Genomic DNA, 13,083 nt, shown 5'->3' with positions numbered 1-13,083 from the left:
GGGCTGCGGATCTGGTAATTGCCGCCGCTAGGCGCCGCGGCTGCCGTTGCTGCGCGCCTTGGCGGCGCGGATTGCTTGCTGGATCACGTCGCGGTGCTGAGCGAAGAGATCGAGGAGATCGATCACCGCATCGAGCACTGCGACGCGCCGCATTTGCATTTCGTCTGGCGCCAGGCGGAGGCCGCAGCCGACGAGCGCCCGTTGCATGCTCACCGTCCTGCAGCGCTCGTCGAGACAGACCTCTCGCATCTCGGCCAACGTCGGCTTGTCCGGCCGACGGCCCCCACCCGAGTTGTCGTCGCCTGTCTCGGCGGCTTCCACCGGCGCCCGCATCAGGCGACCTGTTCTCTCAGGAGGGGTTGACCGGATGCATGCGCCTTCGGGAAGAGCACGGCGCAGGCGTAATCCCAAACGGCCGCGGCATCGGCCGCGTTGTGGTCGAGCGGAGCGTCCGGATCAGCCCATCCGAGCTGCTTGACACGCCGCATCGTCGCCGCCTTCGCCTCCGCCGATTTCATCCGTCGCGTGCCGATGAAATGCCCCCGCACATCCTGCACGTCCGCTTCGCGAATGATCGGGACCTGGCGGAGCTTCGCGACGGCCGGGATGACCATCACAAGGCCCATCAGGACGCGGGCGGTATTCGCATTCGTGCGCCCTCGCATGTGCGATGACGGAAGAGGTGCCTCGAAGACGAGGATGTCCGGCTGGTGCACCGCGAAGAAGTCCGATGCCCAGCCGATGGCTGCGGCACCGATTTCCTCGTGCGACGCCCCCGGCGGGCAGAAACGGATTGTTCCCATGAGGGGCCGGGTGCCTGGATATGCCACTGACCAACCAGTCGTCGTCGCGATGTCCAACGCGGCGATCTTCTTGCCCTGCATCGTGTTGCACTCCCACAGTTGCCGCCCGGTTCCGGCGGGCGGCAACATCGAAGCATCCGCCGGGGAACCAATTCCTTGAGGAGGTCGCAGGTCCTGCTAGAGCTGCTTGAGACCGGAGAGGATCTCGGCGCCGTTGCCCTTCGGCTTCTCGGCGGCAGACATAGCCGCCTGACCGAGCGGCGTTTCGGCGAGCCCGCCCAGCGCATCCTTGAGCATGTCGTAGGTCTCGCCCTCTTCGCCATCGAGGCCGGCGCGGATCGCGCGGGCATTCGCGAGGTGCTTGCGCTCCTTGCGCAGCTTCTTGAACAGATCCTTCGGGATGCCGGCGTCCTTGGCGCGGTCCAGCAGATCCGCAATCATCTGGTCGCGCCCCTTCTTGAAGGCCCGGAACTCGCCGAGCTTCGACGCAACCTCGTCCTCGTGCTTCGTCATCTCCTTGTCGAAGCGCTTGAGCAGCTCCGGATCGAACGTGTTCGATCCCCCCTTCACCTTCTTCGCCATGATCGGCTCCTCACCCGGCAATAGCTGCAGCACCGCCGCGCGGCCGGCGCGCGTTCGGCGGGACGTTGGAAAGGTCTGTCGGGAACGGCACCTCGGCCGGCCACTGCTCGGCGGCGCCCTCGGGCCAGTGCTTGGCGCAGAATGCCAGCGCCGTCGCAGCGCTGTCGGTGTACATGTCCTGCACACCGCCGAGGAACTTGCCGAGGCGCGTTCCATCGGAAAGCGCCTTGCCCGAGACGCTGGCGAGGGCTTCGTTCTGCGCCCGGCAGTACGCGGGCACGACGAGTTCGAGCATCTCAACCGGCCGCCAGCTTATCGCCGACGCCGGGTGCGGCACGTCGCTCGGCCATTTCGCCTCCTCGGGCCAGTTTTCGGCGAAGAACTCGACCAGCGTCGCCCACTTGGCGCACCGCATGTCGTTCCGGCCGACGAGATAGCCGTCGACCTTGTCCCACCGGCCGAGCACGATGGCGGCGGGCGCGCGCGTGTTGCCCTTCACAGCCCGATAGGCCTCGGCGAGCGCGTGGGCCCGCATCCGAAACAGCGTCATGTCTGGGGTACCTCGATCCTCCAAATCAACGATACGGTAACCTTAACCGCGCGGTGAAATCAACCGCCTTTCGCATCTGCTGGCGCGGTTACGAAAACCGCGGTATTTTCTAGACGCGGTTCTCGGGTTTGGAGGGCACGAGATGAGTTATGGCGTAAGAGACTTGGCCGATCGGATCAGGCAACGGCTCGAAGATCTGAGCATGTCCGCAAGAGAAGCGAGCATCGCTGCTGGCGGATCGCCGGACATGATCCGGAATATATTTCGGGCCGCCGAGGCAGGACGAAGGGGAGCACCAAGGGTCGAGACGCTCGAAGCGCTTGCATCCGTCCTCAGAACGAACGTCGACTGGCTGCTGACCGGCGGGGGCGACCCCAAGATGTTGGACGCCCCGCGACCGGTAGCCGTTCCTCGAGGCGGACTTCCCGTTGCACTCGCCGGAACGGTCGAGCCCGGTGTCTGGCGTTCATCAGGAGGATCCGCGCCAGGCCCTGCCCTGCCACAGATCCCATCCTTTGCGGACCTACCCCAGTCCGGATACGAAATCCGGGGGCATTTCGAGCAGCGCTACCTGTTGCGGGACGGGATGTTTGCGATCGCGCTTGCCTTGGGACCGTATCGCGAGAAGCACGGCGATCTCGTGTCGGGAGACCTGGTCGTCTTGCAGCGCGAGCGCGATGATGGAGAGCGCGAGCTGACGATCCGCCGTGTCGCCGTAGCGGGCGACGCCGTGAAGCTCGAAAGCCTCGTCTCGGGTCATCCGGAGATCACGGTCCCGCGTGGCTCTGACGCTTCGGACAACTCCCGCATCGTCGGCGTGGTAGCTGCTGCCGTCGCATATTTCTGCTCTTGACGCTGACGCGAAGCGCGCTATCGCGCGCGCCTTCGCGCATCACGCGCGCGCGGCCTCCCTCTATAACGTTCCTCGTAATGGATACCTCCCCCTTCCAGGTACAACGGTTCATCTAGGCGGACGCTTGAAGAGCGCCGCCTAGACCTGGAGCAACGTCGATCTCCCGGCCGCGCGCGCGAGGCCCGCCGCGCGGTTTTTTTGTGGACCCAACCGACCCGCTGAAAAATGAATGCGGTGAGAAAAACCGCATTTTCCTCTTTACAGCGGTTAACCTTACCGCATATGGTTACCGCATCGCTAAGCCATGGAGGACACGCGATGCACCTGACCAACACGATTTCAGCCCCGCCAGCTTCCACGAAGTTCAAGGTCGCCAATATCGGCGGCGGCGAGAGCCGCGGCGATCTCTCACGCCAGTGGATCTCCCGCCCGTCCGATGAGCGCTTTCTGTCGCTCGACGCGCTGTATGCCGCCGTGAAGGCCCGCAGTGACGTGACGTTCGAGGAGCGGATCGAGACGCGCGGCATCGAGTTCATCGCACCGGATCCGAAGTCGCTTGAGGACACGCACCGGATGACGGTCGGCCTGCGCGGCGGCCGCGAGGTCGCGCCGACGCATTGGAGCTTCGGGCAGCTCGCCGGCCTCGCCGGAGCCCCGGCCGGCTACCTCCGCAAATTGCCATCGCAGATCGCAGCGGACGCGCTGTCCTACGGCATGCGCTACGGGCGCGACGTCGAGACGATCAAGCTCTACGGCCGCGACCGGCTCGACCTGCGCGCCGCCACCGGCCCGGACTATGGCCGCATCTTCGATCACGACGTCGTCGCCGCGGTCCAGCAGATCGCAGGCAAGGGCAACGGCGATGCACGGTGGAAGGTGCCCGGCGTCATGGACTGGCGCACCATGATCTACGACCCGGAGCACCCGGTCACGAAGGACACCACGACGCTCTACGCGAGCGACCGGGACGTGTTCATCTTCCTCGTCGACGACCGCAATCCCATCAGCGTCGGAAAGCTGCCGAATGGCGACGATGACCTGATGTTCCGCGGCTTCTACGTCACCAATTCCGAGGTCGGGAAGTCGAGCCTCAAGATCGCGGCCTTCTACCTTCGGGCGATCTGCTGCAACCGCATCATGTGGGGCGTCGAGGGTTTTCAGGAAGTCTCGATGCGCCACAGCAAGTACGCCCCGGCGCGCTTCGTCGAGGAGGCCCGGCCGGCGCTGCAGTCCTTCGCCGAAGGCTCGTCCCGGCTCCTCATCGAGGGCGTCGAAAAGGCCAAGGCCGCGAAGATCGCCTCCGACAAGGACGAGGCGCTGGAATTCCTCGCCGGGCGCGGCCTCTCCCGCAAGCGGGCCGTCGAGGTCTTCGAGAGCGTTGAACAGCACGAGGGCCGGCCGATCCGAACGGCATGGGACGTCGCCCAGGGCATCACGCGTGTCGCCCAGACCATCCCGCATACCGACGATCGCGTCGAGTTCGAGAGCGTCGCCGGAAAGCTGCTCGACAAGGTCTCGGCCTGACCGAACCCGGGGGCGTGCCGGTCGCGCCCCCTACCAATCCGGATCGATCACATGTTCCGTCTGAAGATCCTCTCGGGTCCGGGGCCGTCCGGCCTTTACTCCCGCCCCTGCTTCCTCCGCGCCATTGAGCCCGGCGGCGTCGTGACGACGCACAACCCGCGCGCCGCGAAGCCTTTCGCCGATCCTGCCGAGGCCGTCGTGTACGGCTCCCCCATCGCCCGAACCTATCGCCTCTGCATCGAGCCGATCCCGCCCGGCGAGAGCGGCTACAGCGAGCAGATGATCGCCGAGATCCTCGTGGAGAGCGGCTGCGATCTCGCCGACGACGAGGCCTGCATCGAGGCGCTCGTGGCCCGCGGCATCCGCCCGTCCGAGATCGTCTGCGACTGGCACTCCGCAAAGACCCGCGCCTTCGACGCGCTCCACCCAACCGAAAGGGCCTGACATGTCGATCTCGACAGCAATCGAACGCGCCAGCAAGGGCGAGGCACGGGAGACGCTCCGCGCCACCCAGGAGGCGCAGATCTTCGCCACGGCCTGCGAGATCGGCCGTCTCGAGAACGGACATGGCACGCCAGGCCCATCCGAACTGAAGCTGTTCGACGTCATGCGCCGCGCCCTCGCCGCCTACCACCTCACCAAGGACGGCGGCGAAAACTTCCCGGCCACCGTCTCCCCCGAGGTCGCAACCCAGCGCATGGCCGCGATGGGCGAGGCGCAGCGCCCCGCGACGCCGCCGGCCAAGCGGGACTGAGGGGGGCGCTGATGCCGATCGAGACCCACAAAGTCACCGACCGCGCCTCCTGGCTCAAACTCCGCGAGGCGGATGTAACCGCCTCGGTTGCGGCCTGCCTCCTCGGCCGCGAGGTCCACGACTACCAGACCGCATTCGGCCTCTACATGCTCAAGACGGGCCAGATCGCCGAGGATCCGGACGAGGCTCCGCCGATGCTGCGCGGGCGGCTCCTTGAGCCGGTGGCCCTGCAACTTCTGCAGGAGAAGCATCCCGAGTGGACCGTCGTGCAGCCGTGCGTCTACCTGCGTGACCCCGATGCTCGCCTCGGCGCGACCCCGGACGCCTATGCGACAAACGCGGACGGCCGCGGCATCGTCCAGATCAAGAGCGTCGAGCCAAGCATCTTTCGGCAGAAGTGGCGCGATCCTGATACCGGCGAGTTGCGGCCGCCGCTCTGGATCGCGGTGCAGGCGATCGTCGAGGCGCACCTTTCCGGCGCCGACTGGGCGATGGTTGCGGCCCTCGTCGTTGGGCACGGGCTCGACCTGCACGAGGTACCGGTCCCGATCCACGACGGCATCGTCGCCCGCGTCCGCGAAGAGGTCGCCCGGTTCTGGGAGCTGGTCGCCGCCGGCACGCCGCCGGAGCCCGAGTATGACCGCGACGCGGCCGTCATCGCACGGCTCTACGACCAGGACGACGGCACCGAGGTCGACCTGTCGGGCGACAATCGATTGCCGGAGGCGCTGGTTCGCCGCGCCGAGCTCAAGGATATCGAGAGCGCCGGCCGTGACGCGGAGAAGGAGCGCCGGGCGATCGATGCCGAGATCATCGCCAAGCTCGGCACGGCGACACGCGGCCGCCTCGCCGACGGCACGGTCATCACCGCCAAGACGATCCGTCGGAGCGGCTACTCGGTCCAGCCGTCCACCTATCGCTCCGTGAAGATCGCCGCCGGATCACTCCGGCCGGCCCCTGCCGCCTCGGCGGCGTCCATCCCCGAGAGGTTCTGATCATGTCGACCGCCGATGCGCCCGGCCTCGGGCACAACCAGCCGCCGCCGCTGCGGGACATCCTCGCCGAGAACCATGCCGGTCTTGCCGGCGACGTCGAGACCATCGCCGAGCGCGCCAACAAGGCGCCGCGCGAGATCAAGAGCGAGGACGATCTCAACGCAGTCGGGACGCTGGTGAAGGACGCCGGCACCCTGGCGCGCCGGGTCGAGAGCATCCGGACTGCGGAGAAGGCGCCGCATCTGCAGGCCGGCCGCGAGGTGGATGCCTTCTTCGGCGCCTTCACCGACCGCCTCGAGCGCATCCAGAAGGTCTTCCAGGGCATCGCCAACGACTATGTCCGCCGGAAGCGGGAAGAGGAGCGCCGCCGGCGGGAGGAAGAGGCCCGGAAGGCGCGCGAGGAGGAAGAGCGCCAGCGCAAGATTGCCGAGGCCGAAGCCGAACGGAACCGTCCGACGGCCGCCGAGAAACACGAGGCGAAGGCGGAAGCGGCGGCCGAGCGCGCCGCGACGGCCGAAGCCGCTGCGCAGGCGACGCCGGCCGAGATGACCCGGACGCGGACCTCCTCGGGCACGCTCGCCACCGCACGAAGTGAGTGGGCCTTCGAGATCACGGATTACAGCGCGATCCCGCTCAACGAGCTGCGGCCGTACCTCGTGCGAGCCGACGTCGAGAAGGCCATCCGCTCCTTCGTGCGCGTCAACAAGGACGCCGTGCCACTCGCCGGCGTCCGCATCTTCGAGGACGTGAAGGCCTCGTTCCGCTGATCCGTCCCTGCCGCCTCCTCCGAGGAGATCGACCCCTATGGAAAAGCCTCCCACCCTCGAACCGATCGAGATCCGCCAGGAAGACGGCTTCACCGTCCGCCAGGGTGACCGCGAAAGCGGCGACCTCACCTGGGACGAGATGCTCGGGCAGGTCGTCGGTCTAACGCACCCCAAAATCCGCAGCGCGCACTACCGGATGATGTCGCCGGCGGAGCGCGCCGACGAAGAGGTGCGGCGAGCCCGCTGCTTCCCAGTCGCGAAACGGACTGTCCGGTTGGATACCTCATATGAGGAAGCCCAATAGCTCGCCCGCGCAATTCAGACGCTGCTCATCTGGGCCAACGGCGTCAGGGCCGCCCTTCCACACAACCCGGAGCGCTGGCCGCCGCATCTTGAGGCGCTACGCGATTTCAACGCCTTGCTGAAATCCGAGATGGCGAGGGTCGAAAACCTATGAGCGGCAACGATCTTCGGACCGCCCAGGACGATCTCTCCGACCTCATCGACAAGAACATCCGCTGATCCGCTGCCCCCCAGCGGTGACGGGGCCCGGCGTGCCTTTCGCCTCCCCCGGGGTGACGCCGGGCCCCAATCCAGACTTTCAGGAGAAGAAGATGGCCGAGAACCCTCTTGTCACGACCGAGACCGAGCATCGCATCGCCAGCCGCATCGACGGGCAGACGTCGCAGGAGCTGGCGATCTCCGACGGTGCCGGCGGCATCGCCTTCGCCAGCATGGCCCAGGTCATGGAGTTCGGTAAGCTCATGGCGGTGTCGCAGATCGGCGTCCGCAAGCACCTGCGCGGAAACCCCGGAGCCTGCGTCGCGGTCACGATCCAGGCCATTGAATGGCGCATGTCGCCCTACGCGGTGGCGAACAAGAGCTATCTCGTCAACGATCAGATCGCCTATGAGGCGCAGCTCATCCACGCCGTGATCCTGCGGCGGGCCCCGATCAAGGGCCGGCCGAAGATGGAATTCATCGGCGATGGCGGGAAGCGAAAGCTCCGCGTCTGGGCCGAACTGTCCGACGGCTCCGGCGAGATCGTCGAGTACACGTCGCCCGAATTCGACAAGATCCAGCCGAAGAACTCGCCGCTCTGGAAGAACGATCCGGATCAGCAGCACTGGTATTACAGCATCCGCGCCTGGTGCCGCCGCCACTTCCCGGATGTGATCCTCGGCGTCTATGCGGTGGACGAGCTGCAGGATGCGGGGTACCAGATCGACGACGGCCGCGCTGCGCCGCCTGCGCCGCGCCCCGGGCTCAAGAGGGCCCTCGACAGCCTCGCAGAGAAGCGAGGGCCGGTGATCGAGGGCTCGGCGGCCGAGGCCGAGCAGTTGTCGGAACAGGCGTCTTTCGACGAGGAGACGCAAGAGACGTCCGCCCCTGCGGCGGACCAGGGGGCCGGTGCGGAAGGCGTGTCCTCCAAACCCGGCGACGCGCCGGCCCCCGACCTTTTCCCCACCAGAGATGCCCTCGCCGCGGCCCGCGACCGCGGCCGGGAAGCGAAGCGCGACGGGATGAACCGTCGCGCCCTCCCGGGCGAGTACCGGCAGCCCGGCCGCGAGGCCGAGGCGGACGAATGGCGCGCCGGCTACGACGAGGAGACGGCGCAGGAAGGCGGTGCGTCATGACCGCCCGCTACGATGGAGGGCCGGCGTTCCCGCAATTCGATGTGGTCTCGGGCGAACGCGACGGTCACGGCGATCTCATTGAGCCATTCACCTCTGCGTCAGGCGGCATGTCGCGACGCGACTGGTTCGCCGGGCAGGTCTTGCCCGCGGTTTTCGCCAGCGCGGTGCGGCACAACGACGGGACGGGCAGCACCTGGCCGGTGACGATCAGCGAGGTCGCGGAAAAGTCCTTCGCCGTCGCTGACGCGATGCTCGCCGCCAGCGAGAAGGAGGGCCGGTAATATGCCGTTCCGCCTTCCCATCTCCCTCTCGCCGGCGGGCCGTTGCGCCCCGACCACCGCGCCAATGCAGCGCTCGCCGCCGACGTGCTCGAGATCATGCGCCGGCACGCGCCGGCCATCCTCTCTGCCGTGCCGCTTCAGGATCCGGATCGGCGCCAGATCGCCGCGAACACGATGATGCTCGGGGCCTGCGCGGCGGCCCTCAGGCATCACATCGAGCACGACGTCGACATGAGCACGGCCGATCGGGACGCCGCGTTCAAGGTCGCGGTCGCCATCACGGCGGAACGGGCCTTCGACATCGATGCCGACGACTGCCCTATCGCGGAGATCGGCTGAGATGCGGCCGCGCTCGCGCACATTGACCGACGGCGATGCGGCGCTCGTTCGCGCGCTGCTCGCCCGCAACTGGGCGCAGCACGACATCGCCAGCCTTCTCGGCTGCAACCAGGGCCGTATCGCCGAGATCGCCGCCGGCGAGCGCCACGCCGGCGTGGAGCCGGCCGACCTCTCCACGGACGCGGCCCGGGCACACATCGCAGTCCTCGAAAACGCGTGGGCGCTGCGCATGCACCGGATGCTCGCCGACGTCCTCAGACCCCAAGGCACGATCCTATGACGACGATCTCGCCCTATCCCCTGCAGTGGCCCGACAACCGCACCCGCCTGCCCGCCAACAGGCGCGTCCGCAGCCCGTTCAGGACCGGCTTCGGCAAGGCCGTCGACAACGTGAAGGCGAGCCTTCGCGGCTTCCAGAAGGATGCCGGCATCCGGATCGAGCACGTCGTGCTGTCGACGAACGTCGACCTGATGAACGACAACCCCCGCGACCCGGGCGCGGCCGTCTGGTTCACCATGGACGGCGAGTGGGTGGCATTCGCCGTCGACCGCTTCCCGGACGTCGCATCGAACGTCCAGGCCATCCACCACATCATCGAGGCCCGGCGCACCGAACTGCGCTACGGCGGCCTTGAGATCGTGCGCCAGACGTTCCGCTCCTTCGTCGCGCTGCCGGCACCGCGCGGCTGGCGGGAGGTGCTCGGCTTCAGCGCGGACAAGCCCGACACGATCACGAAAGAGCGCATCGAGGGCGCCTATCGCCTGGCGGCGCAGGCGGCGCATCCCGACAGGCCGGGAGGTTCGCACGAAGCCATGGCCGCGCTGAACCGAGCGCGCGACGAGGCCCTGCGGGAGGTCTGTGCGAAATGACGATCATTCGAGACGAGGAGGGAGCGATGGGGCTGCCCGACGACACGACCCTTCGGACCGGCGATATCGTGCTGGTGCGCGCAAAGATGCGGTACGACCGCCGGCCGGGTGAAAATGCCGTTCACCTTGACATCGCTGGGGCGTCGAGCACCTACGCGAGCATGGCCGCCATTGTCTCGATCGAGCGGCGGCACTTCAAGAAGGGAGAGCGCGTCCGATACGATGGGAACGAGGGCACCGTCCTCGCTTCTCATGACGCCTACCTCTGGATCGAGCTCGACGGGCTCTGCCCGGTGTCGGTTCCGGCGAAGGCGTGCGAGCTCGTCGCGACGCTCGATCAGATCAGCAGCCAGCAGCTAGACGAGACCATCGAGCGCGGGAGGGCCCTCTAATGCTCCTCCGCTGCATCGATTTCGAGACGACCGGCGAGAACAAGGAAGACGAGCGTCACGCCGTCTGCGAGGTCGGCTGGCAAGACCTTGAGGTCGTCTTCGGGGATCCCATTCCCGGTGCCGTGCAGGCGTTCATGGGCGGCGGCGCTTCCATGCTGTGCAACCCCGGCCGGCCGATGCCGCCGGAAGCGCGCGCCGTCCATCACATTGGCGATGCGGACGTCGCGGACGCCCCGAGCCCGACCGAGGCGTTCATGCGCCTCATGGTGGGGCCGCCCGCCTTTTTCGTCGCGCACAACGCCGACTTCGAGAACTCGTTCTTCGGCGGCGGCGAGGTGCCCTTCATCTGCACGTACAAGGTCGCGCTGCGCGTCTGGCCGGACGCGCCGGGCCACGGCCTGCAGGTCCTGCGCTACTGGCTCGGCCTGGACATCGACCCGGCCCTCGGGCTCCCCGCGCACCGCGCCGGGCCAGACGCCTTTGTCGGGGCCGTGCTCATGGCACGGATCCTCGAAGAGCCGGGCGCGCCCGACATCGACACGATGGTGCGGTGGTCGCGCGGCGCCGCTCTTCTGCCGAAGATCACGTTCGGCAACCGGTACAAGGGCCAGCCGTGGGAGGCGGCCGACACCGGATATCTTCGGTGGATCGTCGACAAGAGCGAGCTGGACCGCAACGTCAAGGCCAACGCCCGCCACCACCTCAAGCTGCGGGGAGCGCTGTGAGCGTCCCGTGCCCCTTCCGTGCGATTTTGGCAGATGACCGCCTTTGCGGTTATGCTGGCCGCGCACGCCAGGAGGGGGCGCACCATGCAACAGAACCGTGCCAGCTTGACCATGGGCACTATCGCCAAGGCCTGCCTGGCGATCGCCGCTCTTCTCGTCATAGCTCCCGTCGCCGTGCCGCTCATCTGGGCAGGCCTGCGCGGCATGGTCGAGGTCGTTCTCCGCTAGTACGGGCGCACGCCGGATGTGCCAGCGCCGCATGCCGGAGCCCCCGGCATGCATGAGCGCCTGTCCGACGATCCCATCGGAGCCCTCGTGCGGGCCCTTGCCCGCCGGCAAGCGCGGCTCGATGCCGTTGCCGCCGCGCGGAGGCAAGCTGTAAGGTCGGCGCCGGAGGACATGCCAGATGAAACAGCGCGCGGCGTTGTACGCCCGGTTTTCGACCGCCCATCAGAACGAACGGTCCGTTGACGACCAGCTCGCTCTGTGCCGCGACTTCGCGGCGCGGAACGGCTTCGCTGTCGTGGCGGAGTATGCAGACCGCGCGAAGTCCGGCGGCACCATCTTCGGCCGCGAGGGCCTCCTCGACCTGATGGCGCGCGCCGAGCGCCGCGACTTCGACGTCGTCGTTGTGGAAGCCCTCGACCGTGTCAGCCGCGACATGGAGGACATGGCCGCGATCCACAAGCGGCTCCGCTTCGCCGGCATCCGCCTCATCGCCGTCAACGACGGCGAGGCCTCGACGATGCTCGTCGGCCTGCGCGGACTTGTCGGGCAGCTCTACCGAGAGGACGGCGCCGAGAAGGTGCGCCGAGGCATGGCCGGCGTGGTCAGGTCCGGCCGCTCTGCCGGAGGCCGCAGCTACGGCTACCGGCCCGTGCTCGGCAAGCCGGGCGAGCTCGAGATCGTGCCGGACGAGGCGGCCGTGGTGCTCCGCATCTTTGAGGATTACGTCGGCGGCATGTCCCCGCGCGACATAGCCCACCGCCTCAATCGTGAGGGCGTCGCCCCGCCGCGTGGCGCGAAGTGGAACGCGAGCACGATCAACGGCAACCTGGCACGCGGGCACGGGATGATCCTCAACCCGCTCTTCGCCGGCCGGATCGTCTGGAACCGCACCGTCATGGTGCGCGATCCGGATACGGGCCGCCGGGTGCCTCGCCCACGGCCGGAAAGCGAGTGGCAGTCGGTCGACGCGCCCCATCTGCGGATCGTGCCGCAGGACCTGTGGGAGGCGGCGCAGGACCGCAAGCACGGCCGCTCGCGCGGCGCGGGGCGCACCCTCGTCCGCACCAAGCGTCTCCTGTCGGGCCTCATCCGCTGCGGTCACTGCGGCGGCGGCATGTCGATCGCCAGCAAGGCACGCGGCCGTCAGCGCATCACCTGCTCGCGCGCCCGCGAGAGCGGCACGTGCCAGAACACGAAGAAGGTCTTTCTCGACGCGATCGAAGAAACCGTGATCGAAGGCCTGCGCGTCCAGCTATCGGATCCGCAGCGCCTCGCCCAGTATGTGCAGGAGTACCGCGAGCGGCGCCGTGCCGAAGCGGCCGCGGCGACCCGGGAACGCACCGCCGTCGAGCGGCGGCTCGCCGAGGTGACGGCCGCCATGGACCGGATCGTCTCCTCGATCGGCGCGGGCATCCTGACGACGGAAGAGGCCCGCGGCCAAATGGCACAGCTTCGGCAGGAGAAGGCGGTGCTCGAGGAGCGCCTCGACGTAGCCATGCGAGAGCTGACGATTGTCGAGCTCCACCCCGAGGCCGTCGAGGCCTACCGGAAGGCCGTCCAGTCGCTGTCGACTGTCCTTCGCGACGCCATCGAAGACGAGGATCAGGACGTCATCGCGGCGTTCCGCGCGCTCGTCGACAGCGTCGTCGTCACACCTGGCGCTCGCTACGAGGCGCCCATCGTCGAAATCAAGGGAAGGCTTGCGGCTTTGACCGGAGCCCCGATCGCGCCATCCGGACGATATCGCCGCGCCGGTGTGGCTCTTGAGGTGGTAGCGGAGGAG

Annotated in this window: 20 protein-coding genes; 16 read left to right on the top strand and 4 right to left on the bottom strand. The window is 67.8% G+C overall.

From position 1 onward, the window contains the following. Positions 1-27: 27 nt before the first annotated feature. The 4 genes from ASC46_RS21635 to ASC46_RS19415 are packed head-to-tail and all read right to left on the bottom strand — an operon-like array spanning position 28 to position 1,935. Positions 28-321, bottom strand: coding sequence for a hypothetical protein (locus ASC46_RS21635; RefSeq protein ID WP_141659723.1), 294 nt, complete (start codon positions 319-321; stop codon positions 28-30). An 11-nt stretch (positions 322-332) separates the two neighbouring features. Continuing rightward, positions 333-932, bottom strand: a complete 600-nt coding sequence (locus ASC46_RS19425) for a hypothetical protein (RefSeq protein WP_055460947.1) — start codon at positions 930-932, stop codon at positions 333-335. Between the two features lie 48 nt (positions 933-980). Next, on the bottom strand, positions 981-1,385 hold the full coding sequence (locus tag ASC46_RS19420; protein ID WP_055460946.1) for a hypothetical protein: 405 nt from the start codon (positions 1,383-1,385) through the stop codon (positions 981-983). A 10-nt stretch (positions 1,386-1,395) separates the two neighbouring features. Beyond that, a complete protein-coding gene (locus ASC46_RS19415; RefSeq protein ID WP_055460945.1) occupies positions 1,396-1,935 on the bottom strand; it encodes a hypothetical protein in 540 nt (179 codons plus the stop codon). A gap of 142 nt (positions 1,936-2,077) precedes the next feature. Between ASC46_RS19415 and ASC46_RS21405 the strand changes: the two genes are divergently transcribed. The 16 genes from ASC46_RS21405 to ASC46_RS19340 all read left to right on the top strand — a co-directional run. After that, a complete protein-coding gene (locus ASC46_RS21405; protein WP_141659722.1) occupies positions 2,078-2,788 on the top strand; it encodes a helix-turn-helix domain-containing protein in 711 nt (236 codons plus the stop codon). A 318-nt stretch (positions 2,789-3,106) separates the two neighbouring features. Further along, positions 3,107-4,312 carry a DUF932 domain-containing protein gene (locus ASC46_RS19405; protein ID WP_055460943.1) on the top strand — a complete coding sequence of 402 codons (1,206 nt, stop codon included), beginning with the start codon at positions 3,107-3,109 and terminating at the stop codon, positions 4,310-4,312. Between the two features lie 51 nt (positions 4,313-4,363). Beyond that, positions 4,364-4,756, top strand: a complete 393-nt coding sequence (locus ASC46_RS19400) for a hypothetical protein (protein WP_055460942.1) — start codon at positions 4,364-4,366, stop codon at positions 4,754-4,756. A 1-nt stretch (position 4,757) separates the two neighbouring features. Then, positions 4,758-5,066 (top strand): hypothetical protein, encoded by a 309-nt coding sequence (locus ASC46_RS19395; protein WP_055460941.1) that lies wholly within the window; start codon positions 4,758-4,760, stop codon positions 5,064-5,066. Positions 5,067-5,077: 11 nt separating this feature from the next. Next, positions 5,078-6,061: a YqaJ viral recombinase family nuclease gene (locus tag ASC46_RS19390; RefSeq protein ID WP_055460940.1), complete on the top strand. Its 984-nt coding sequence runs from the start codon at positions 5,078-5,080 to the stop codon at positions 6,059-6,061. A gap of 2 nt (positions 6,062-6,063) precedes the next feature. Further along, positions 6,064-6,828, top strand: a complete 765-nt coding sequence (locus tag ASC46_RS19385) for a hypothetical protein (RefSeq protein ID WP_055460939.1) — start codon at positions 6,064-6,066, stop codon at positions 6,826-6,828. 37 nt (positions 6,829-6,865) lie between these two features. Further along, the gene (locus tag ASC46_RS19380; protein ID WP_055460938.1) at positions 6,866-7,132 is read left to right on the top strand and encodes a hypothetical protein; all 267 of its coding nucleotides are present in this window, start codon (positions 6,866-6,868) and stop codon (positions 7,130-7,132) included. A gap of 310 nt (positions 7,133-7,442) precedes the next feature. Then, positions 7,443-8,465, top strand: coding sequence for a recombinase RecT (locus ASC46_RS19375; RefSeq protein WP_055460937.1), 1,023 nt, complete (start codon positions 7,443-7,445; stop codon positions 8,463-8,465). Continuing rightward, the gene (locus ASC46_RS19370) at positions 8,462-8,746 is read left to right on the top strand and encodes a hypothetical protein (protein ID WP_055460936.1); all 285 of its coding nucleotides are present in this window, start codon (positions 8,462-8,464) and stop codon (positions 8,744-8,746) included. The genes ASC46_RS19375 and ASC46_RS19370 overlap by 4 nt, the downstream gene beginning before the upstream one ends. A gap of 42 nt (positions 8,747-8,788) precedes the next feature. Beyond that, positions 8,789-9,085, top strand: coding sequence for a hypothetical protein (locus ASC46_RS19365; protein WP_055460935.1), 297 nt, complete (start codon positions 8,789-8,791; stop codon positions 9,083-9,085). 1 nt (position 9,086) lies between these two features. Continuing rightward, positions 9,087-9,365 (top strand): hypothetical protein, encoded by a 279-nt coding sequence (locus ASC46_RS19360; protein ID WP_055460934.1) that lies wholly within the window; start codon positions 9,087-9,089, stop codon positions 9,363-9,365. Beyond that, positions 9,362-9,955 carry a hypothetical protein gene (locus tag ASC46_RS19355; protein WP_072249615.1) on the top strand — a complete coding sequence of 198 codons (594 nt, stop codon included), beginning with the start codon at positions 9,362-9,364 and terminating at the stop codon, positions 9,953-9,955. The genes ASC46_RS19360 and ASC46_RS19355 overlap by 4 nt, the downstream gene beginning before the upstream one ends. Continuing rightward, complete coding sequence (locus ASC46_RS19350) at positions 9,952-10,347, top strand: hypothetical protein (protein ID WP_055460933.1); 396 nt, start codon at positions 9,952-9,954, stop codon at positions 10,345-10,347. Before ASC46_RS19355 ends, ASC46_RS19350 begins: the two co-directional genes overlap by 4 nt. Beyond that, a complete protein-coding gene (locus ASC46_RS19345) occupies positions 10,347-11,072 on the top strand; it encodes an exonuclease domain-containing protein (protein WP_055460932.1) in 726 nt (241 codons plus the stop codon). The genes ASC46_RS19350 and ASC46_RS19345 overlap by 1 nt, the downstream gene beginning before the upstream one ends. Before the next feature lie 84 nt (positions 11,073-11,156). Then, a complete protein-coding gene (locus ASC46_RS21400) occupies positions 11,157-11,300 on the top strand; it encodes a hypothetical protein (protein WP_157672357.1) in 144 nt (47 codons plus the stop codon). A 178-nt stretch (positions 11,301-11,478) separates the two neighbouring features. Continuing rightward, on the top strand, positions 11,479-13,083 hold a 1,605-nt coding region (locus ASC46_RS19340), incomplete at its 3' end, for a recombinase family protein (protein WP_055460931.1).

Origin of the sequence: Chelatococcus sambhunathii (genome assembly GCF_001418005.1) — a bacterium.
In the GTDB taxonomy this organism is placed as follows: domain Bacteria; phylum Pseudomonadota; class Alphaproteobacteria; order Rhizobiales; family Beijerinckiaceae; genus Chelatococcus_A; species Chelatococcus_A sambhunathii.
The sequence above is the reverse complement of the archived record's forward strand: the minus strand, read 5'-3'. Positions and strand labels throughout refer to the sequence as shown.